Source organism: Nocardia sp. NPDC046473, assembly GCF_040645995.1.
GTDB lineage: Bacteria > Actinomycetota > Actinomycetes > Mycobacteriales > Mycobacteriaceae > Nocardia.
The window spans coordinates 343,988-364,541 of sequence record NZ_JBEYZJ010000008.1 but is presented as its reverse complement, the minus strand read 5'-3'; the positions used below and the strand labels follow the sequence as shown (position 1 = coordinate 364,541).

Below are 20,554 nucleotides of genomic sequence, written 5' to 3'. Positions count from 1 at the left end.
ACCCACCCGAAGCTCTCGACGTACTCGATCACATCCTCGCGCCGATCTACGTCCGCACCCTATTCGGCATGGGCACACTGACTTCCGAAGACATAGACAGTCTCGTCAACCGCCTACTCGCCAACCCACGTGCGAAATAGGCTCTGTCGCAGGCACTTCCAACACGTCAAGGCAGCGGACTCAGCGCGCCTTCTCGGTACTGTTCGCGGACTACGTAGCGGCGGACTTTTCCGCTGGAGGTCAGTGGTACCGAGCCAGCGGTCACCAGGACTACGTCGTCGAGGCGTAATCCGTTGTGTTCACCGACTGCTTGGCGCACGGCGGTGATGATCTCGGTCTTGTCGATGGCCTCGGCTGCTCGGTCGCGGTTCAGTTCGGCGACCAGCACGAGGGTGGGTTCGTCGCCGTCGAGGACCTGGAAGGCGGCGCAGCGGTCGGGGCGTAGCGCCGGGTGGCTGTCCATCGCGGAGGCTTCGATGTCGGAGGGGTAGTGGTTGTAGCCGTCCACGATGATGAGGTCTTTGCGGCGGCCGGTGACGTAGAGCTGGCCCTCGTGGATGAAGCCGAGGTCCCCGGTGCGGAGGAAGTGGCCGGGGCGGCCGGTGACGGTGGCGCTGAAGGTTTCGGTCGAGGCCTCGGGGGCGTCCCAGTAGCCGAGGCCGATACTTTCACCGCGGAGGCAGATTTCGCCGACCTGTCCCTCCGGTAGCGGAGTGTGGGTATCGGGGTCGGTGAGGACGAGTTCGTAGGCGTCGTTGAGTTCGCCGCTGGCCACCAGGCGGCGGCCGCCGCTCGACACCGGTTCCACCCGGCCCTTGGCCAGCGCGGTCGGGTCCACCTCGACGGTGGTGAGTCCGCTTCCGGCAGGGCCACCGGTCACCAAAAGTGTTGCCTCGGCCAGGCCGTAGCAGGGGAACAGGCTGTGCATATCGAAGCCTGCCGGACCGAAGTGCTCGGCGAAGGCGAACATCGTGTCCACGCGAACGGGTTCGGCACCACAGAGTGCGACCCGCAGGTTGGACAGGTCGTAGCGGGCGACCTGATCGGCCGGTACCCGCCGCACCGCCAGCGCGAAGGAGAAGTTGGGGGCGACGGTGTGGGTGGCCTTGTACCGGGACATCGCCGAGATCCAGCGCGCAGGGCGTTGCACAAAAGCCAAGGGGGACATGCTGATAACGGTCGAGTCGCTGTACACGGGGTAGGTGACCATGCTCAGCAGGCCCATGTCGTGGAAGGTGGGCAACCAGGCCACACCGACACCGGCGCCGATCTCCGAGGTAACCAGTCGGAGGTTGGCGAGCACGTTGCCATGGGTGAGGGCGACCCCCTTCGGTTCCCCGGTCGATCCGGACGAATACTGCAGGTGGGCGATGGTGTCGCTGGTAATACCCGGGTCGCGGTACTGGTCGGCTTCCGCCAGGTCGATGCGGTCGGTGACCACTGTCTGCAGCCCCGCGAAGCCGTCGGCATCCGCAAGCACCGGGCCAAGCAGGGGCTCGATATCGGCGCTCGTAAACAACAGCCGCGCACCGGAATTGGCGACGATGGAGGCCAGCCGCGCCAGACCGTCCGCCAGTTTGCTCGGCTGCGGCGGCGCAACGGGTACCGCGATCACGCCCGCATAGAGGCAACCGTAGTAGGCGACAACGAATTCCAGACCGGGAGCATAGAGCAACAGCGCCCGCTCCCCCGGGCGCGTGAGCTGCGCCAGATGAGCGGCCACCGCACGGGCCGCACGGTCGAGTTCCGGGAAAGTCATTGCCGCAGTGGGCTCGTCACCGTCGCCGAGGTGGTGGAAGCGCACCTCGTGGGGGGTGGCGGCGGCGCGGGCGGTCAGCATCTCGGCCAGGGTGGTGGGTTCGACCGCGAAATAGGTTGTCATGCTTGCACTCCTGAGGTACGGCGGCGGAGATTCGAGTCGGCACCGGCCGATTCGGCCGGCCGCAACGTGAAACGGGGCGGCGGGCGGCCGCCGACGAAGGCCCCGACGTACTGGGAGTGCAAGCCGAAATGATGGACGTATCCGGCGGGCCGGTCGGCGCCATCTACCGGAGTGAGCACGCAACGCCCATTGCGATCGGTGCGCAGCTCGATGGTGTCGGGCGAGATCGTCAGCCCGCTACCCAACCATTTCAGATAGCTCTCCTTGGCGACCCAATGGTGCAGAAAGCGTCGTCGGTCCGCGCCGACCCAGTCCGCTTCGCGCGCGGTGAGCACCCGCGACGCCAACCCCTTCAGGTCGAAATCGGCATCGACCCGCTCGATGTCGACCCCGACCGACGCCGACCCACCGACCGCGACAACCGCGAGACCTCGGGTGTGCGTGAGATTGAATGCCGGTGCATAACAAGGTAATTCCGGTTTGCCGTGTGGTCCGGTGCGGAAAACGAGGTCCTCGGGCGGACATCCGGCATAGGCCGACAGCACGCGCCGCAGCGTGGCCCGGATGTGGATGAAATCACCGGCGAACTCCACCGTGTCGAACCGGACGCTGCGGGCGAGCTCCTCGGGCGCCAGCACCCGGCAATCTCCGGCGGAGCACTCCCCGGTCAGCCGCAGCCACCACAGTTCGACCTCGTCGGGTGCGATCGCCCGCCGCGCGGCGGTGCCGACGATCATGGCGAACCCACCAGGCAGTGCCGGACTCTGCGTAGCACAGTGTCTCGGTGGGTCACGACGAAGAAATGTCCGCCGGGCACCAGCCGAATGTCGACCCCGGCCGAGCCGCACTCGGCCCACGGCTCGAGCTCGGCCATCGTCACATGACTGTCGGAGCTGCCGCTGAGCACGGTGATCGGCACGTCCAGCGGCGGGTCCGGCCGGTACCGATAGGTCTGGTCGACGCCGAGATCCGCGCGCATCAACGTCAGCACCGTCTGCCGCATCTGCTCGTCGTCGAGGATCTCGTCCGGCGTACCGCCGAGCCTGCGCACGATCTCCAGCAGCATCGGATCGTCGGCCATCCGGATCCACGGCAACCGCGAAGGATGGTGCGGCGCACGGCGTCCCGACACGATCAGGTGCGCCGGACGCGGCCCCTCCCCCGCACTGAGCCGGCGGGCCAGCTCGTAAGCGACGAGCGCGCCCAAACTGTGCCCGAACAACGCGAACGGCTCTTGCCAGACACCGTCCATCGCCGACAGCAGGTCATCGAGCAACGGCGTGAGATGCTCGAAAGGTTCGTCCCGCATCCGCATTTCGCGACCGGGCGGCTGCAGCGGCACCACATCGACGTCGGGCTGCAACTCCTTGCGCCATGGCAGATACGTCGAAGCGCCCGCCCCGGCATGCGGCAGGCAGTACAGCGTCGTCGGCGCGGCACCGGCCGACGGGTACGGCATCCATTTGCGCGCGTCGATCGCGGGGGCGTTCACAGCAGGTGCCCCGCCGCGGCCGTCTCGACCGTCAGATAGGACGGTGGCGGCGCGGGCGGCATCGACGAAGCCGCCAGCAGCGTCACGCCGTCCTCCTCGCCGAGTTCCGCGAAATTGGCGAATCGATAGGTGATGTACATGATCCGATTCCGGTCGGTGGGCACATACTCGGCAACCAGCCGCGCACCCTCGCCATGGGCAAGCCGGACAACGTGATTCAGCAACACCGTCCCCACGCCACGAGATATCACCCGACACGACATCAGCAGCAACTTCAGCCGCCACTGGTGCACACCGCGTTTCACCAGCGCGAGACCGACCTGCCCGTAGGTCCCGTACTTGTCTTCCAGCTCGGCCATCAACAACAGGTGATCATCGGATTCGGCATGGGCCGCAAGCTCTTCGGCCGAGTACATGACACCGGTCGAGTTGAGCTGATTGGTCCGGACGACGAGTTCCTCGGCCCGGCCGATATCCGCAGCACCCGCCGGACTGATCCGGAAACGCATCCCCAGGGTGGCGAGAAATTCTTCGTTGGTGCCGGAGAACCGATCCTCGGCCGTGGCGCGTTCGATACTCGCCCGGTACATCTGCCGCCGCGCCCGTGCGTCCGCGGTGACATGCTTCGGCTGGAATTCCGGCCGATCCGCCAAGGTCGCGGCCTCCTCGGCGTCGATGCAGAGCACTTCAGGATGCGCGAACCCGACCTCATCCCGTTCGAGCTCTTGATCGTCGACAAAGGCGAGCGTGTCGATCCCGATATTGAGCCGCTCGGCAATCGTCGCGACCGAGGCGGACTTGTTGTCCCAGCTGATCTGCGGGTGCAGAAAGTACTCCGCGATGCCGAGTTCCGTCAGCTTCGCGACCGCGAGGTCGGGATCGTTGCGGCTGGCGATGGAATGCAGAATCCCGCGTTCGTCGAGCGCGACGATGGTCTCCCGGATCCCCGGCTTGAGCTCGGTGACCGTGGAGTTCTCCAAAAGGATTCCGTCCCACAGGGTGTGGTCGAGATCCCAGACGACACATTTGATGTACCGGGGACGGTTACGGACTTCAGCGTTCATCGAATTCCCTGGCCTCTGCGAATCACTCGACGTCGACCACGCGGGCCTGATTCCCGCACGCGTCGGTGGCGATCAGTACATGTTGCAGCTGTGTGCTGCCCTCGATGATTTCCATGACCTTGGCGTCGCGCAGATACCGGCCGACCGGATATTCGTCGCTGCACCCGCGCGCACCGTGCAGTTGCACCGCGTCATTGGCCGCCGCCACCGCCGAGGTCGCCGCGAACTGCTTGGCGATGCAGGTCGCCATGATGGTGTCGGGACTGCCCGCGTCTTTCAGCTGCGCGGCCTGCCAGACCAGCAGCCGGGCGGCCCTGGTGTTGGTGGCCATCGTCGAGATCATCTGTTGCACGAGTTGGTGTTCGCGCAGCAACGCCCCGCCCTGGCGACGGGTGTTCGCGTAAGCCACGCTGGCCTGTAAGCACGCCTGCAGGAGGCCGACGCACCCGGCGGCGACACTGAACCGACCGATATCGAGCACCCCGGTGGCGATGGCCAACCCCATGCCCTCGGGTCCGATGATCGAGTCGGCGCCGATGCGGCAGTTCTCGAAGACGATCTCGGCGACCTGACTGCCGCGCGTCCCGGTGACCTCGGGGACCGGAATCCGGCGAATGCCCGGACTGGCCGCATCGACCAGGAACACGGCGGGACCCACTGCGGTGCGGGCGAATACGAGCAGCACGTCAGCGAGTTGGCCGCCGGTGACCCAGAGTTTGTGACCGTCGATGATCCACTCGTCACCCGCGCGCCGGGCCGTCGCCTGCAGCGCGGCGAAATCACTGCCCGCCTCGGGCTCGGTCAGACAGAACGCACCGAGCGCCGCACCGGCGACCATATCGGCCTTCCACCGACTCTTCGCCGCCTCGGTTCCCCACCGATCCAGCGCGAACAACGCCATCGAGTGCACGGTCAACAGACTGCGCATGGACGAACACCCACGCCCCACTTCCTCGTGCACGCGCGCGAGGGCCGTCATTCCGGCGCCGGTACCACCATCGGCGGTCGACAACACCGCGCCCCACAGACCGCGCGCGGCGAACTCGGTCACCATGCTCAGGTCGATCCGCGCCGCCCGATCGAACTCGGCGGCCCGCGGCGCCACCACCTCATCGACGAACGCACCGATCTCGGCCCGCGAAAACGCTTGGCCTAAAACGGGTTCCGCCTGCACCGCCATCACGCCACCTCGGTGGCCGCGCTGTGGCCGTCGCGGCCGTTGAGCCGGCCGACCAGATCGGTCATCACGTCCACCGTCCGGAAGTTGTCCAGCATCAGCTCGTCGTTGGGAATCCGGTCGCCGAGGTGCTGCTCGATGAACATGACCAGTTCCATCGCGAAAAGTGAATTGACGAAGCCGCTTTCGAAGATGTCGTGATTGTCCTGCAGCCGCCCTTCGGGGAACCTCTTGGCGACGAAGTCACGGATTTCGGAACGGACATCGGAGAACATAACTACCGTCCTGTCGGTAACGGGGGCAAAGGTTCGGTCATGAGTACGAGAAGAAGCCCTGACCGGACTTCCGGCCGTGCAGTCCGGCGTCCACCATCTTTTTCAGCAAGGGGCACGGCCGATACTTGCTGTCGCCGTAGAACTCCTGGAGTCCCTCGATGCTGTACAGGATGGTGTCGAGCCCGATGAGATCCGCGGTCTCCAGCGGACCGGACGCGTGCCCGAAGCAGGACCGGAAGATCTCGTCCACCTCGGCGGCCGCCGCCACGCCGTCCTGCAGCAGGAAGATGGCCTCGTTGACCATCAGCATCAGCACCCGATTGGAGACGAAGCCCGGCATATCGTTGACGATGATGCCGCGCTTGTCGAGGTCGGCGAGCAGCTGCAGCGCGATAGCGATGGTGGTCTCGGAGGTGTGCCAGCCGCGGATCACCTCGACGGTGGATTTCATCGGCACGGGATTCATGAAATGCATGCCGATCACCCGATCCGGGCGCTTGGTGACCCCGGCTATCTTGGTGATCGGAATGCACGAGGTATTCGCCGCGAAGACGGTGTCGGGTGCGCAGATACGGTCCAGCTCCGGATAGATCTCGGCCTTGAGCGCCCAGTTCTCGGTGATGTTCTCGATGACGAACTCCGCCGCGCCGACCTCGCTGATATCGGTGGTGTAGCTGACCCGCTGGGTCAGGTCGCCGTATTTCTCGGTGTCGTGCCCGAACAGGCGACCGGTGCGGGAGTATCGGATGACCTCGCTTTCCGCACGGTCCAGCTGTTCGCGGGACCGGTCCACCAGCACGACCGAAAAGCCGTGCGCCGCAAGGGCTTGTGCCAGACCAGTGCCCATGACACCGGCACCGATGACGCCGAGAAGTTTCATATCGGTGACTTCCTTTCGTCTGCGGTGGCCGTGAGTAGGTAAGCGGCCATGTCGGCGATCGTCGGCGCCTCGAACAACGCCACGGTCGGGACGATCGCGCGGAACTGTTTCTTGATCGAGTTGATCAGTTGCAGGCCGACCAGCGAATTGCCGCCGGACTCGAAGAAGTTGTCGTGCGGGCCGACCTGCTCGACGCCGAGGGCCTGCTGCCACAGTTCCGCGAGCCTGCGCTGGTACTCCTCGACGGTTCGGCCGGGTGGCGCCGTGGCGGCGGCCGGTTCCGGTGTCGACGAGGTGGCCGTGCCGAACGGATCGCTGCCGCCGACCCACGTCTCGATGCGGTCGTGCAGCTGACCGGCCGAGACCACCGCGCGGCGGGGTCCGCTCGCGATGAGCCGGTCCAGTACCGCGAGCGCGTCCGCGGCGGAAAACGAATACTTGTCCAAAGAGTCAGCGACGCCGGGGTTTTCGCCGTGCCGGACGGTCGCCTGCCAGGTGTCCCAACAGGCCGAGCGCCAAGCGGATCCGCCGGGGAGGCCGGGCAGCGCGACGAATTGGTCCTGGAATGCGTTGGCGGCCGCGTAGGCCGCGAACCCGATGCCGCCGAGGACCGCCGACATCGAGGACAGCAGGACGACGAAGTCGGGACGTTCGCCGCGCAGTGCGGCGGCGAGGGCGATGGTGCCGTCGATCTTGGCCCGGAAGTGTGCGGCGCTGATCTCCGGCGTTGTCGCCTCGATCGTGGTGAACGCGTCCGGGGACAGCACGCCCGCGGCGTGGAGCACGCCATCGATCGGACCGAAGCTCTTGCGGGCGTTGGCAATCGCGGCGGCAGTGGCGTCGGAATCACCGATGTCACAGGTCAGCACCAGCACTTGGGCGCCGGCGTCCTTCAGGCCGCGCACTGCGGTTGCCTTGGCGCGCAACGTCTCACCGGCTTGCGCGACCGATGCCGCGTCGTCGAGATCCGGTAGCGGCGTCCTGGCCAGCAGGACCAGCTTGACCTCGGATGCCGCGGCGGCCAGATGAGCCGCCGCCTGCAGGCCGATACTTCCGGTCCCGCCGGTGATTACATAAACGCCGCCATCACGGACGTATGGTGTGGGTGCGTCGAGGGTGAGTGGCCTGAAGCGTTTCACCAGCCTGCGTCGCCCGCGACGCGCGATCACGATGTCGGTGCCCGGCCAATGTAGCTCCGCGACAACGGCTTCGGTGAGATCGTTCCACGAACCATCCTCGTCGTCGACCGGGGTGAGGACATCGAACGTGCGCACCGCCAGGCCCGGGTATTCCTGCCCTGCGGTCAACGCAGGACCCGCCACGGCGGTCTTGCCGGGATAGAGGGTGTCGTCGGGATCGATGAACTGCGCGTGATCGGTGACGACCAATATCCGGCAGCCGTCGACGCAACGCCGACCCCACTGGCCGGCCAGCGCCATCAGGCTGTCGAACCCGAAACGTCGATGCAGGGCGACACTGTCGACAGTCGCCGGGTGGTCGGTCGTGCCATGCACAGACCAGAGGTGAACGATGGTGCGCGGCAGCAGGTTCCGCTCGTCGAGCGCCTCGAACAGACGGGCGTAGTCGGCCGGTTCGCCGGGCCGGATACGGTAGCCGCCCCCGGTAGACGTCCCGAATTCGGTACCGGGAACCACGGTCACCAGGTCGACACCGTCCAGCGCCTTCGCCACATGACCGGCCAGATCGGCGCTGCGCGTGCCGGGATCGGCGAACAGGAGATACGGCCCATACCGGTCCGCCTGATCGGATGCGGGCACTGTGACCCACTGTGGTTCGAAGAGCTCCGTCGCCGCGCTCTCCGTCGTGGCAAGCGTCCTGATCGGGTCGACGCGGACGCCACGCTCCCCCGTAGGCCAAAACTGTTGGTGCTGGAATGAATACGTCGGCAGGGAGAGTGAGCTTCCCGCTGATCCGATCCGCGACCAATCCACCTCCACCCCGCCGACCCACAGGCGACCGAGCGTGCGGGAGACGATCATCTCGTCCGGATCACGCGTCGAGGAGCCGCGCAACGTCGGCAGTGCCGCAGCACCACCGGAGTGCACCAGCGCCTGACTGACCAGGCTGCCCAGCTGACCGGCCCCGAGATCGAGCACCACGCACGGCTCCGAGTCCGCGAGCGTGCGCACGCCGTCGGCGAACAAGACCGTCGCACACATGTGCTCGGCCCAGTACTGCGGGTCGCGGGCCTGATCGTCGGTGATCCACTTGCCGGTCAGGTTGGATACGAACGGAATTCGGGGCGCACGCAGCTCGATCCCGTCGAACAGTGCGATCAACCGCTCGCGCAACGGATTCAGCAGGTGCGAATGCATCGCGCGGGTGGTCGGCACGCGCCGCGCGGCGATTTCGTCGGCGGCCAGGCGTTGTTCGAGCGCGGTGATCGCGGCATCGGTGCCGGCGACGACGACCGTATTGGGGCTGTTGACCGCGGCGCAGGACAGGTCGGGGCCGAGGTAGTCGGCGATGCTGTCCGCGGCGGTCGCGACGGTGAGCATGGCACCGGGTTCGGCGGAAGCGACGAGCTGGGCTCGCCTAATGACCAGCGGCAGCGCGACATCCACGTCGAATACGCCGGACAGGCAGGCGGCGGAGTATTCGCCGAGGCTGTACCCGAGCAGACCTTGCGGCTCGATGCCATAGCTGTGCCACAGCCGCGCGGCGGCGTAGTTCAACGCGAAGACCACCGCGTGCGCCAGGTCGATTCGGGTCACCAGCGCTCCCGGACCGGTCGCGTCGCCACGCAACGCCGCGAAGGGGTCCGACACCACCGGTGCCGCATCCGGGTAGAGGGCGGTGCGCAGGTCCATGCCCAATGATTCGGCCGCGACCTCGGCACACTGATCGATCGCAGCGCGGAAGGCCGGGTTCGATTGGTAGAGGTCACGTCCCATACCGGGGAACTGATCGCCGGTGCCCGGCAACACGAATCGCACGACCGGCTGTGGTCCACGCGGCACGGTCGCCACCGGTACTCGGCGCCCGACCTCATCGAGTGCCTCCGCCGCGTCGAGCAGTGTCCGGAATGGCACCGCCGTTCGGCACGGCATGCAAGTTCGCCCCGTCTGCAGGGTGGCAGCCACCGCAGCGGGGGCGAGTCGTGGATTGCTGCGCAGGTACTCCGCGATCGCATGTGCGGCGCTGGTCAGCGTCTCGGGCGAGCGTGCGGACAACGGCAGGATGTGCCAGCGCTGTTGGTCTTCGGGATCTTGCACGACCGGCGGCGCGGACACGATGACGTGGGCGTTGGTGCCCGACCAGCCGAACGAACTGACACCGGCCGTGGGGACGCGCGCTTCCTCGCGCGGCCACGGAATGTTCTCGTGCGGCAGGCGAACCGGCGTAGCGGACCAGTCGATGGCCGGATTCGGCCGGCGCAGATGCAGATTCCGCGGAATAGTCCGGCGGTTCAGCGCGAGCACGGTTTTCACCAATCCGGCCATCCCGGCCGCACCGGTGAGATGACCGATGTTCGTCTTCACCGCGCCCACATACAGCGGCCGGTCGCCCGATACGCCGAAAACCTCGGTCAGTGCGGCGATCTCGATCGCGTCGCCGAGCTGGGTCCCCGAGCCGTGCGCCTCGACGTAATCGATGCTGTCGGCGCTGATTCCGGCGCACTGCTGCGCCTCGCGAATCACCGCGACCTGCGCGGCACGATTCGGCGCGGTCAGCCCGTTGCTCATGCCGTCCTGGTTCACCGCCGACCCACGCACCACCGCGAGCACCTGATGTCGCCGAGCTTGCGCATCGGTCAGCCGTTCGACAACGACCGCGCCGCATCCCTCGCCGAGCAGGAACCCGTCCGCCTCCGCGTCGAAAGTCTTGCAGCGACCGTCCACGGCAAGCATCCGCATCTTGCAGGCCTGCAGGTAGGTATCGGGATGCACGATCGCGCTGACCCCGGCGACAACGGCACGATCGCACTCGCCGTTGCGAATGCTGTTCATCGCCAGATGCAACGCGACCAGCGAGGAAGAGCAGGCCGTGTCGACGACCAGGCTTGGCCCGCGCAGGTCGAGCAGATACGAAAGTCTGCCTGCCGCAACGCTGGACGCACTGCCCAGGCCCACGTACGGGTCGTCCAATTCGCCGTGGCCGCCGTGGTCGACCAGGACGTTCGCGTAACGACTGTCCGCCATCATCCCGACGAACACCCCGGTCCGGCTGCCCCGGATCTGGTCGGCGGGGATGGCGGCGTCCTCGAACGCCGCCCAGGTCGCCTCGAGCAGCATCCGCTGTTGCGGGTCCATCCGCATCGCCTCGCGGGGCGAGATGCCGAAGAACTGCGCGTCGAAGCCCGCGATGTCGTCGACGAACGCGCCTTTCGTCGTGTAGGTCGTTTCCGGTGAGTAGGGATCGGGATCGAAGTATTCCGTTGCGTCCCAGCGTTGCCGCGGCACGTCGGTCGCCGTGTCGATGCCGTCGGCCAGGTTGCGCCAGAACAACTGGGGTGAGTTCGCGCCGCCGGGGAATCGGCAGGCCATGCCTGCGATGCACATCGTGTCGTCGTCGGCTGACACCTCCCGCTCGGCGGTGTCGTCCAAATCAGCTGTGGCGCTAGCGGAATCGGCAGCTGCACCGACCAGTGCCGCGCTCAATTGCGCTACCGTCGGGTGCTCGTACAGCAGGGTTTCGGGGAGGTCGCGGCCGAGCCACTCTTCCAGCTCGCCGGACAGGCCGACCGCGTCGGACGACGTCAGGCCGTAGGCGGCGAAGGTGGTGGTTCGATCGATCTCCACCGGATCCATTCCGATGATCTGGCTTATCTTGTCTGCCATCCATTCTTCGATCGCCGAACGATCGAAGGCACCGGACCCCACCCGATTCGTCTCCACCAATACCACCCTTCAGACATCGGGTTCCCGGCCTGAATGCTCGAATTCATAAAGAGCTTTTGCCATACACCCGATCAGGGCGAGCTCAGCCCCTGGTGGCCCCGAATCTAGCACCGTTACACCCACCTCGCAACGCCGATTCCAGCATACTTCATATCGGCGCATATTTGAATGCGAGTTGTTGTGGCAGACTATGCTTCCCACTCGACGACGACTACATTCTCGCCATTTCTGCGGAATCCGCAACCCCCCGAAAAGGGGGGTTGTCAGCGAATCAAATCCCCCCGATCGGGGGGTTTACAAACGGCGCTGCTAATGCAATCCAGATAGCCGTGAATAGACATTGGGCGCGCGATCACGAAATGGTACAATGTGATGAGGGTCACAGGTGCTGGAATGGTTACACCTCGTTAGTTCGGCTATCTTGAAGTCGGGGCAGGCTACAGGGTGTCCATACTTGGAACTGGGGTGTTATGGATTCGGACTCTAACAATTAAAGGTGCATTTCAGACTTCCCAGTCGCAGGACTAAGGATATCCATTGGAAACTCAGCAAATCAGCTGCTCGACCGAAACTATTTCGGCCACTTTCGCGGAAAGAACCAATACTCCTTTCGCTAAAACCTTGGACGGCCTGCGCACCAATCCCGAGCTCAAATTGTTCTGGGACTGCATCTGGTCACCCCCGGAGACGAAAGAGCAATTCCTGGAGTACGCCGGGCAGCTGCGCCGGTTCGCCGCGCACAGCGGCGGACTGCTCGGCCGCAGCCCCGATTTCCTCGCCGGCATCGTGTCCGCCTGGGCCGCCAACGCCGATCATTTCGGCGACGGCGCCGGACCGATCCGCGAGTTCCACCGCGAATGCCGCGCCGGCAATGCCATCCTCACGCACGCGATCTCCGATATCTCCGAACGCGGACGAATCTCCGAGGATCACCTGCTCAAAGTCGTTGCGCGCGACGCCGACGGCATCTACCTGAGCGGCTTCAAACAGCTGGCCACGCTGGCGCTGTACGCCGACGTGCTGCTGATCTACCCCTACCGCATGCTGTCGCAGGCGGAGCAGGACACCGCACTGTGCGTCGCGATCGCACCCGACAGCGACGGGGTCACCGTACACTCCCGCGCGGGCTTCCGCGGCGCGCACGAGCTGCCGGACCAATCCATCGACGTGCTCGACGAACAAGACGCCATCATCGAGCTGGATCACGCCTTCGTGCCCAACTCCCGGGTCTTCATCGACGGTTCCATCGAACAGTGCAATACGTTGCGTGCCCGCACCGGCATGACCCATCCGGCCTGGGTGCAGGCGCTGGCCCGGATGTCGGCGAAAGCCGAGATGTATTACACCTTGGCGCAGCGGGTACTGGACGGCGGCCGGACCTCCGTCAAAGAACCCGCGGTAATTCTGGCGAAGCTGCGCCGTTTCGCCGCGAGCACCGAACGTGACTTCACCGCCGCGCTCGACTCGGCCGCATTCGACGATCGCTACGGATTCTGGGCCGCCGACCGCAATATGCTCCTGCAGGGCATCGGTAATTTCACCGAACGCATCGAAGGCGCCTCGACCCTGCTTTCGCAAATGGCCGGATTGGATCTCATCTGTCCCAAACCGGGCAGAACCACCCAGCACGGGCTGATCCCCGCCGCACCACAGCTCTCCGATTGGACATTGTTCACCAACCTCTCGTCGGGGGCGTACGGATATCGACAGAACAAATACGAGCTGGCATTCGTCGGTGATCCCGATCGGCTCGCCGCTGGCTGACAGGCGGAAAAGCACCGAAAGAGAGGTATGAACGATATGCTCAACCGGAAACGCCTGATCGAAGCGCTGGAGCCGTTCAGCGGGTACGTGCAGTCGGCTGTGCTGTACAACCTGATCGAGCACGGAATTCTGGAACAAATCGTGGTGAACGGAATTTCCGTTCGCAAGGCGTTGGAATCGGCCGTCACGACGCCGGAGCGGGTCGACGCGCTGCAGCTGTTCCTGCGGACCGCGGGATACACCGACAACGATCGGGCCACCGACAAGCTCGTGCAGATCTGGGAGGCACGCGGCTGGTATCAGATGATGATCGGCGGATACGGCCGCACCTTCCTGGACATCGGCAGCGGGTTCACCTCCCCCGCCGCGGTGCCGAGAGACGGCCGGATGGTCGGCATCGGCAGTTGCGAGATCAGCGTGCACGACGCGATCCCGCTGATGTACCGGGTACTCGATCAGCGCGGAAAGACTTACACCAGCGGCATCGACCTCGGTTGCGGCAGCGGCATCTTCCTGACCACGCTGGCCGAGAAGTACCCGGACATGCGGCTCACCGGCATCGAGCCGAGTCCCGAGGGTGCCGCCGCCGCAGTGGAATTCGTGGCCGGGTCGCCGCAAGGCGACCGGATCGACATCGTCAACGCGGATGCCATCCGTCATCTCGAGCAGACCGAATCCCGCTACGACTTCGGCATCATCAGCTTCGTCATCCACGAAATCCTCGGCCAGGAGGGCGAAGCGGGCGTCCGCACGTTCCTCCGGTCGCTGTTCGACACCAACCCCGGCCTCGAACTCCTGGTGATCGATATCGATTACTGCTGGGACGATCCGGAGAAGATGCGCGACCCGCATCGCACGAACTATTACAACCACTACTTCCTGCTGCACCCGTTCACCGACCAGCGCCTGGCACCCAAGCAGTACTGGACGGACCTGTACGAGAGCGAGGGCCTCGAGATCGTGGTGGACGACGTCGACACTCCAGGCCTCGATGAGACCGGCATCGTGACCGCAATGCTGTTGCGGTCCAAGGGAACCCACGATGACTGACTACACCGACAGCCAGGCCGTCTCCCGGCTGAGTTCGGGCCCGCGCACCTTCTTCCGGCTCCCCTACCGGCCGATCCGGGAGCTCACCGCAGCCGACGGCGTGGACGCGGTGATCATGGGGGTGCCGATCGACGGCGCGACGGGCTACCGCAGCGGCGCCCGCTTCGGGCCCGAGGCGGTCCGCTCGGCGAGCACGCTCGGCCGACTGGGCAGCCGGGAACGCAATCTGGTCATCACCGATCTACTCACCGTGGTCGACGGCGGCGACGTGCACATCGTGCCCGGCTACCACCTGCAGACGCTGGACCTGATCGAGAACAGCGTCAAGCTCGTGCACGACATCGGCGCGCTGCCGATCCTCGTCGGCGGCGACCACAGCCTGGCCATCGCCGAATTACGCGCCGCCGCAAAGCAACACGGCCCGCTGTCGCTGGTGCAGTTGGACGCGCACCGCGACGTGCTCGACAACTACTTCGGCATGAAGCACTTTCACGGCACGGTATACCGCCGCGCCGCCGAAGAAGGCCTGATCGATCCGACCACCAGCATCCAGATCGGCATGCGCGGCAGCGTGCCTCGCGAGGATCTGGAAGACGACGGCCTCGGCTTCACCGTCATCCAGTGCGAGGAGGCGATGGCGCTCGGCGCCCACGAACTCGGCCGGATCGTCCGGGACAAGGTCGGCGCCAATCCCGTTGCGCTGACCTTCGATATCGACTTCGTCGATCCCTCGTGTGCCCCGGGCACCGGCACCCCCGAGGTCGGCGGGCCGTCCTCGGCGTTCGCGTTGCGGCTGCTGCGCGAGCTCCAACTGCCCGATATCCGCACCGTATCGCTGGTCGAGATATCGCCGCCGTACGACACCGCCGACATCACTGCGCACCTCGGCGTCGCGGTGATCTTCGAAATCATGACCCTTGCCGCCGCCGCACGGCGAGCCAAGACGCAACAGGATGGTCGTTTGCATGCCCGATAACATCACCGACCTCGAAGTCAAGGCGCTGATCGACGGTGTGAACCTGTCCGATGGGCATCCGCGAATGTCGCTGTCCGCCACGCAGTCCGACATCGTCACCGCCTTCCCCGAGGTGTTCGCGCAGACCAGGAAGCTGCCCGTCGACGTGGTCGAGCGGAGCGCGCGTAACTCGTTCCTCTCGTCGATCGGACAGCACGGCGCGCTGGCCGACGAGGTCACCTTCCGCAGCTGCTACTCCTCCTCGACCGCTATCGACATGATCGGCAAGGCGATTCGCCTTTCCGACCGCAAGGTCGCCATGGTCGAGCCGACCTTCGACAACCTGCACGACCTGCTCGCCGGCCACGGACTGACCATCCATTCCGTCGCCGAAACCGAGTTGGCAGCAGGTGCGCTCGAGGACGTAATCCCCACGCGCGGAGTGCTGTTCACCGTCTCACCGAACAATCCGACCGGCACCGTGATCGATGCGGATCGGCTACACGAGATCGCCGCCGCATGCGCCGACCGCGACACCGTCCTCGTCATCGACTCGTGCTTCCGGGCACAGGATCTGCGCGCGCAGTACGACATGTATGCCGTACTCGGTCACTACGATCTCGACTGGGTCATCATCGAAGACACCGGAAAGCTCTGGCCCCTGCAGGAATTGAAGGCAGGCTTCCTGAACTGGAATGTCGGTAATCCGCTGCCGCTGGCCAGGATGTACTCCGATCACATGCTGTCGGCCTCGCCGTTCATCCTGCGGATCGTCGATCTGTTCGCCGAGGACGGCAGGCACGGTGGCTACGATCGGCTGCGCGGCGGCATCCAGAGCAACCGGACCCTGGCGCGCGAGCACATCAACCTGGCGCCCGCCTATCCGGAATCCAGAATCTCGGTCGATACGTTCCGGCTGCCGGAGGGTGTCGAGGCCAGCGCGCTCTACAATGAACTCGGCGAGGCTGGTGTGCACGTGCTGCCCGGCGAGCTGTTCTACTGGGCGCAGCCAAAACTCGGCACCGATCTGATCCGTATCTCGCTGGCGCGCGATCCGGAGGCCGTCGTCACCGGCTGCCAACGCGTCGACCAGCACCTAGAGGCGTGGAGGCGAGTTGTCATCAGGTGATCGCGCAACGGTGGTCCTGCTCCAGGCGAAACAATCGCTGGGCACCGTCGGGCTGACCGAGTTCGGCTCGGCCGTCACGGCGGCGGGCGCCGACCTGCGGATACTGCGGACCGGCGAGGTTCCGCTGGTCCGCGAGGGCGACGAGGCACTGGACGGGATCGGCACGGAGCAGATCGCGGCGATCGACGAATGGCGGTCGCTGATTCCCGCCGGGACCACCGCGATCGTCACCAATGACGAGTACCTGCTCGGGCTTGCGGCGCAACTGTCCGGTGACCTCGGCTTGCCGACCCCCATCCCCGCGGGCTCCTTGGAGAACTACCGGCACAAGGGTGTAATGCGCCGGGCGCTGGAAGCAGCGGGTGTCCCGGTCCCGGAGACGCTGATCGTGGCCGGCGGTAGCGTCGAAAAGGCAGGCGGCTGCACCGGATTCGCCGAAGACGAGCTCGTCATAGTCAAACCCGCCGCGGAGGCGAACCTGCGCGGGATCCGGACCGAGAAGTTCGACACGGTCGATCTCACCACCCTCGGCGACGGACTGGTCGAACGGTTACTCGAAGGCCCGCAATACCATTCGGAAGTCCTCGTGGCGAACGGCACTGTCACACATCTGTTTTCAGGACTGTATATTCGCTCGCTGCTCGACCTGACCAAGGGGGGCGGCTCGGGTTCGGCCCGGACCGATCCGGCGACGGAGGCCGAGCTGGCCGACCTCGCAGTACGTACGTGCACTGCCCTCGGCCTCGACGGCACGTTCACCGCACACGTCGAATACCTCTCCAGCGGTGATACTTTCGACGATGTAGTGGTCAGCGAGGTGTGCGCGCGTGCCTCCGGCGGCGAGGTCCCGTTCCAGTCCAGGACCATCGCCGGAATCGATCTCGAGCTGCTCAACCTGCGGATCCAGGCCGGACTCGACTGGGCAGAGCCGAAGATAGATCCGGATGCCTCGGGCGGATGGATGTGGCGGGTCGGTCAGCCGATCGCCGGGGCAGACCGGATCGAGCAGCTGCCCGTCGACGCGTCGTTCGATCGCATCCGCCTCGGCGGGCGGGCCAGGCTCACCGGCCGCACCGAAGCCGTGCTCACCGCCCTCGAACTGCTGGCCGCCGCGAACGAGGTGCCGTGAGTGACGAGTGAGCGACGGCCCATAGATCGGTCCCGACGGCGCGGGAAACCGTTGACCGACTTCGCCTTTCAGGAATGGCAGGTACCGGTGCTGCCGTCGCCGTGGGAACTCACCCCGGTCACACCAGCCACCTCGGCCGAGATCGACCAGGTGGTGCACTGGATGGCGCAGCCACACGTGCAGATCGCGATGCACAAGGACTGGGATCGCGGCGGCTGGCAGGACGAGATCGAATTCCAGTTCTCCGACAACAAGACTCGACCCTTCCTCGTCGGACAGGACGGGCAGCGGGGCGGCTACGTCGAGTTGTACCGGGTCGCACTCGACGCGGTCGCCGACTACTACGACACACCGGACAACGATATGGGCATGCACGGCTGCATCGGTGAACCCGACTATTTCGGGTACGCCCTGCCGTTCTGGGTCGCGCTCATCGCCGGTGTCTTCGAGACCTACCCGGACTGCACCGGTGTGATCTCGGATCCGACCGCCGCCAATCAGCTGGTGCGCACGCTCGACCGGAATGTCTGCAAGGTCGTGGACGGCCACGAGCTCGGAGAGGTCGATCTACCGCACAAACAGGCCGCGCTGTTCCGCTTCGAGCGCGAAAACTTCTATGCCGCAATGAAACGACAAGGGGGTGTCGACGTTGTCCTCCGCGAGCTCGGTGGTCACTGATCCTATTCGCTGGTTCCTACTACACGGTCCGCTCCGACTGTTGCCCGATTCCATGCTCGGCGACGAGAACGATGTCGGCAGGCTGTTTCTCCGGCCACCGGAGAAGGGCGATCCCTATCGGGCGATCCTGACGAAAATCGGCGCCACGGCGGGCGTGCACGACAGCGCCGCGGGAATCGTCGTCACCGGATACGACGAGAGCGAGGAAATCCTGCGCAGCAACGACTGGTCGGCCGACCAGCCCGTTGCGATTCCGCCGGCCGCCGGGGTATACCGCTGGCTGACCAGGCGCTCGGTGCCCATCGCCCTCGACGCACCCGCCCTGGTCTTCATGGACCCGCCCGAGCACACCAGGCTGCGGAAGCTGGTCTTCCCGATGTTCACCCATCGCGCGGTGACCAGTTCGATCGATATCATCACCAAACACACCGAGGCGGTGCTCGGCGAGCTCGACGGCCGGGAGAACATCGACCTGGTCGCGGATTTCGCGCGCAAGATTCCGATCCGGGTGATCTCCGACTTCCTCGGCATTCCCGACCTCGGCGACGACATGCTCGATTCGCTGGGTGGCCACGGGGCCAAACTGCTCGACGTCGGCATCACCTTTCCGGAATACCGGCGCGGGATGACCGAGGCGCGCAAGTTCACCGACTTCGTGGTGGAGTGCACGAAGGATCCTGGACTGCTGCAAGAGGGATTCCTGTTGGATTGCGTGCGCATGCATGCGGCAGGCGAACTCACCTTCGCCGAACTGCTCACCCTGGTCGGTTTCGTTTTCGCGGCGGGATTCGAGACCACCGTCAGCTTTATCGCGAATTCCATTGTCACGGTGCTCGAACACGGCTTGGGCGCCGAGGTGCTCGATGACGGCCGCCTGACCGATCCGTGGTTCGAGGAACTGCTGCGCTACGACTCCCCCATCCAGCTGACGCATCGCACCGCGCGGGTGGAGACCAAGATCGGTGATCGGGTCGTCACACCGGGCACCGGGGCGTTGATCTGGGTCGGCGCGGTCAACTACGACACCCGCGCCTACCCGAATCCGAGTCGGCTCGACGTCGAGAATGTCTCCGCGCGAACGAGTATGAGCTTTTCCACCGGCGTGCACCGCTGTCTCGGGGCGTCGTTGGCGAAGGTCCAGGGGCAGGTTGCCGTGGGCAGTTTCCTCACCGCGTACCCGAATGCCCGGCTGCTACCGGGTCGGCAATGGCGGGATTCGATTGTCCTGCACGGGCATATCCGAGTTCCACTGGCGTTGACCAGCGCACGCTGATGCGCGCCGTCACGGTGGATCCGGCGACGCTCTACTGCCTCGGGGTTTCGACCGACCCGGGCACCGTCGCCGGAGTGCTGGGAGTCCGGGTCGAGTCGGTTGTCCCGGGTACTGCACTCGACCACAAGATGGTCGCCCTCGCCGCGCATGACCTCACCGCCGCCGAGTTGGCCGAAACTGCGGCCGCGACAACGGATTCCTGGGTTCATCTGGTCTCGTCCGGACCCAACTATCCGTACATCCCCGCGCTCGCGCGGAACAATCTGGTGACCAGAAGTGCCCGAGCCTATGCACCGTCGCTGTCGGAATACGTCATCGCCCAGCACGTATTACACAGCGCCGCAGAGGCACCCAACGATACGCCGAAGCCCTTCCACCGCCGCGACGCCCTCGTGGTCGGATACGGCGCATTCGGCCACACGATCGCGGAAACGCTGGCCGGGCTCGGCGCACGGGTGACCGTGGTCCGGCCGCGTACTCGCACCACGCATCCGTTCGGCGGCGCGGAGGTCGCGCCGCTCGATCGGCTGCCGCACCGATTCGCGCACCTGATGGTCGTCGCGCTGCCCGGCCTGCCCGAGCTGACGAACTTCATCGATAACGCGCTGTTCCGCTGCCTGCGACTAGACGGACATCTCATCAATCCCGCCCGCTCCTCCCCCGTCGACGGTGACGCGCTGCTGCACTGGCTTGCCGCTGGCACCGGCCGGCTCACCAGCGATGTCGAAACCGACGACCGGGCAGAGCTGTTGCGGCCCTGGATCGATAAGGGACGCGTGACGCTGACACCACATACCGCCTGGCGCCCCTGGGACGGTGATCCGCTGTATCACCAGGACTGGGCGGCAATCCATGCCACCGGAACCCTTGATCAGTCGACAATGAGGGACCAGTCCTTGCGCATCGACCCGCGAACGATCGCCACGGACTACCTGATTCCCTGA

Annotated in this window: 16 protein-coding genes; 8 read left to right on the top strand and 8 right to left on the bottom strand. The window is 65.6% G+C overall.

The window, feature by feature from the left end:
* Positions 1-166: 166 nt before the first annotated feature.
* From ABZ942_RS29330 to ABZ942_RS29295, 8 genes are read right to left on the bottom strand one after another with little or no spacing between them, the layout of a single operon-like run.
* Positions 167-1,882, bottom strand: coding sequence for a fatty acyl-AMP ligase (locus tag ABZ942_RS29330; protein WP_357387517.1), 1,716 nt, complete (start codon positions 1,880-1,882; stop codon positions 167-169).
* Entirely contained in the window at positions 1,879-2,619 is a 741-nt protein-coding gene (locus ABZ942_RS29325) for a 4'-phosphopantetheinyl transferase superfamily protein (protein ID WP_357387515.1), read from the bottom strand. The genes ABZ942_RS29330 and ABZ942_RS29325 overlap by 4 nt, the downstream gene beginning before the upstream one ends.
* Positions 2,616-3,374, bottom strand: coding sequence for an alpha/beta fold hydrolase (locus ABZ942_RS29320; RefSeq protein WP_357387513.1), 759 nt, complete (start codon positions 3,372-3,374; stop codon positions 2,616-2,618). The genes ABZ942_RS29325 and ABZ942_RS29320 overlap by 4 nt, the downstream gene beginning before the upstream one ends.
* Entirely contained in the window at positions 3,371-4,438 is a 1,068-nt protein-coding gene (locus tag ABZ942_RS29315; protein WP_357387511.1) for an HAD-IIIC family phosphatase, read from the bottom strand. The genes ABZ942_RS29320 and ABZ942_RS29315 overlap by 4 nt, the downstream gene beginning before the upstream one ends.
* A gap of 22 nt (positions 4,439-4,460) precedes the next feature.
* Positions 4,461-5,618, bottom strand: a complete 1,158-nt coding sequence (locus ABZ942_RS29310; RefSeq protein WP_357387509.1) for an acyl-CoA dehydrogenase family protein — start codon at positions 5,616-5,618, stop codon at positions 4,461-4,463.
* Positions 5,618-5,890: an acyl carrier protein gene (locus tag ABZ942_RS29305; protein ID WP_357387507.1), complete on the bottom strand. Its 273-nt coding sequence runs from the start codon at positions 5,888-5,890 to the stop codon at positions 5,618-5,620. The genes ABZ942_RS29310 and ABZ942_RS29305 overlap by 1 nt, the downstream gene beginning before the upstream one ends.
* Before the next feature lie 37 nt (positions 5,891-5,927).
* Positions 5,928-6,770 (bottom strand): 3-hydroxyacyl-CoA dehydrogenase NAD-binding domain-containing protein, encoded by an 843-nt coding sequence (locus ABZ942_RS29300; protein WP_357387505.1) that lies wholly within the window; start codon positions 6,768-6,770, stop codon positions 5,928-5,930.
* Positions 6,767-11,572, bottom strand: coding sequence for an SDR family NAD(P)-dependent oxidoreductase (locus ABZ942_RS29295; RefSeq protein WP_357387503.1), 4,806 nt, complete (start codon positions 11,570-11,572; stop codon positions 6,767-6,769). The genes ABZ942_RS29300 and ABZ942_RS29295 overlap by 4 nt, the downstream gene beginning before the upstream one ends.
* Positions 11,573-12,169: 597 nt before the next feature.
* Here ABZ942_RS29295 and ABZ942_RS29290 point away from each other — a divergent pair.
* The 8 genes from ABZ942_RS29290 to ABZ942_RS29255 are packed head-to-tail and all read left to right on the top strand — an operon-like array spanning position 12,170 to position 20,554.
* Positions 12,170-13,396, top strand: coding sequence for a 4-hydroxyphenylacetate 3-hydroxylase N-terminal domain-containing protein (locus ABZ942_RS29290; protein ID WP_357387501.1), 1,227 nt, complete (start codon positions 12,170-12,172; stop codon positions 13,394-13,396).
* A 27-nt stretch (positions 13,397-13,423) separates the two neighbouring features.
* Positions 13,424-14,446 (top strand): methyltransferase domain-containing protein, encoded by a 1,023-nt coding sequence (locus tag ABZ942_RS29285; RefSeq protein ID WP_357387499.1) that lies wholly within the window; start codon positions 13,424-13,426, stop codon positions 14,444-14,446.
* Positions 14,439-15,422 carry an arginase family protein gene (locus ABZ942_RS29280; protein WP_357387497.1) on the top strand — a complete coding sequence of 328 codons (984 nt, stop codon included), beginning with the start codon at positions 14,439-14,441 and terminating at the stop codon, positions 15,420-15,422. Before ABZ942_RS29285 ends, ABZ942_RS29280 begins: the two co-directional genes overlap by 8 nt.
* Positions 15,412-16,530 (top strand): pyridoxal phosphate-dependent aminotransferase, encoded by a 1,119-nt coding sequence (locus ABZ942_RS29275; RefSeq protein ID WP_357387495.1) that lies wholly within the window; start codon positions 15,412-15,414, stop codon positions 16,528-16,530. The genes ABZ942_RS29280 and ABZ942_RS29275 overlap by 11 nt, the downstream gene beginning before the upstream one ends.
* Entirely contained in the window at positions 16,517-17,659 is a 1,143-nt protein-coding gene (locus ABZ942_RS29270) for a hypothetical protein (protein ID WP_357387493.1), read from the top strand. The genes ABZ942_RS29275 and ABZ942_RS29270 overlap by 14 nt, the downstream gene beginning before the upstream one ends.
* Positions 17,660-18,337, top strand: coding sequence for a GNAT family N-acetyltransferase (locus ABZ942_RS29265; RefSeq protein ID WP_357387491.1), 678 nt, complete (start codon positions 17,660-17,662; stop codon positions 18,335-18,337).
* A 40-nt stretch (positions 18,338-18,377) separates the two neighbouring features.
* The gene (locus tag ABZ942_RS29260) at positions 18,378-19,610 is read left to right on the top strand and encodes a cytochrome P450 (protein WP_357387489.1); all 1,233 of its coding nucleotides are present in this window, start codon (positions 18,378-18,380) and stop codon (positions 19,608-19,610) included.
* Positions 19,610-20,554 carry an NAD(P)-dependent oxidoreductase gene (locus ABZ942_RS29255; RefSeq protein WP_357387487.1) on the top strand — a complete coding sequence of 315 codons (945 nt, stop codon included), beginning with the start codon at positions 19,610-19,612 and terminating at the stop codon, positions 20,552-20,554. The genes ABZ942_RS29260 and ABZ942_RS29255 overlap by 1 nt, the downstream gene beginning before the upstream one ends.

Excerpts from the sequence above, each read along its gene's own strand:
- ABZ942_RS29255 (WP_357387487.1), top strand. The coding sequence starts at position 19,610 with ATGCGCGCCGTCACGGTGGATCCGGCGACGCTCTACTGCCTCGGGGTT.
- ABZ942_RS29310 (WP_357387509.1), bottom strand. The coding sequence starts at position 5,618 with ATGGCGGTGCAGGCGGAACCCGTTTTAGGCCAAGCGTTTTCGCGGGCC.
- ABZ942_RS29285 (WP_357387499.1), top strand. The coding sequence starts at position 13,424 with ATGAACGATATGCTCAACCGGAAACGCCTGATCGAAGCGCTGGAGCCG.
- ABZ942_RS29330 (WP_357387517.1), bottom strand. The coding sequence starts at position 1,882 with ATGACAACCTATTTCGCGGTCGAACCCACCACCCTGGCCGAGATGCTG.
- ABZ942_RS29300 (WP_357387505.1), bottom strand. The coding sequence starts at position 6,770 with ATGAAACTTCTCGGCGTCATCGGTGCCGGTGTCATGGGCACTGGTCTG.
- ABZ942_RS29280 (WP_357387497.1), top strand. The coding sequence starts at position 14,439 with ATGACTGACTACACCGACAGCCAGGCCGTCTCCCGGCTGAGTTCGGGC.
- ABZ942_RS29305 (WP_357387507.1), bottom strand. The coding sequence starts at position 5,890 with ATGTTCTCCGATGTCCGTTCCGAAATCCGTGACTTCGTCGCCAAGAGG.
- ABZ942_RS29315 (WP_357387511.1), bottom strand. The coding sequence starts at position 4,438 with ATGAACGCTGAAGTCCGTAACCGTCCCCGGTACATCAAATGTGTCGTC.
- ABZ942_RS29275 (WP_357387495.1), top strand. The coding sequence starts at position 15,412 with ATGCCCGATAACATCACCGACCTCGAAGTCAAGGCGCTGATCGACGGT.
- ABZ942_RS29295 (WP_357387503.1), bottom strand. The coding sequence starts at position 11,572 with ATGGCAGACAAGATAAGCCAGATCATCGGAATGGATCCGGTGGAGATC.
- ABZ942_RS29325 (WP_357387515.1), bottom strand. The coding sequence starts at position 2,619 with ATGATCGTCGGCACCGCCGCGCGGCGGGCGATCGCACCCGACGAGGTC.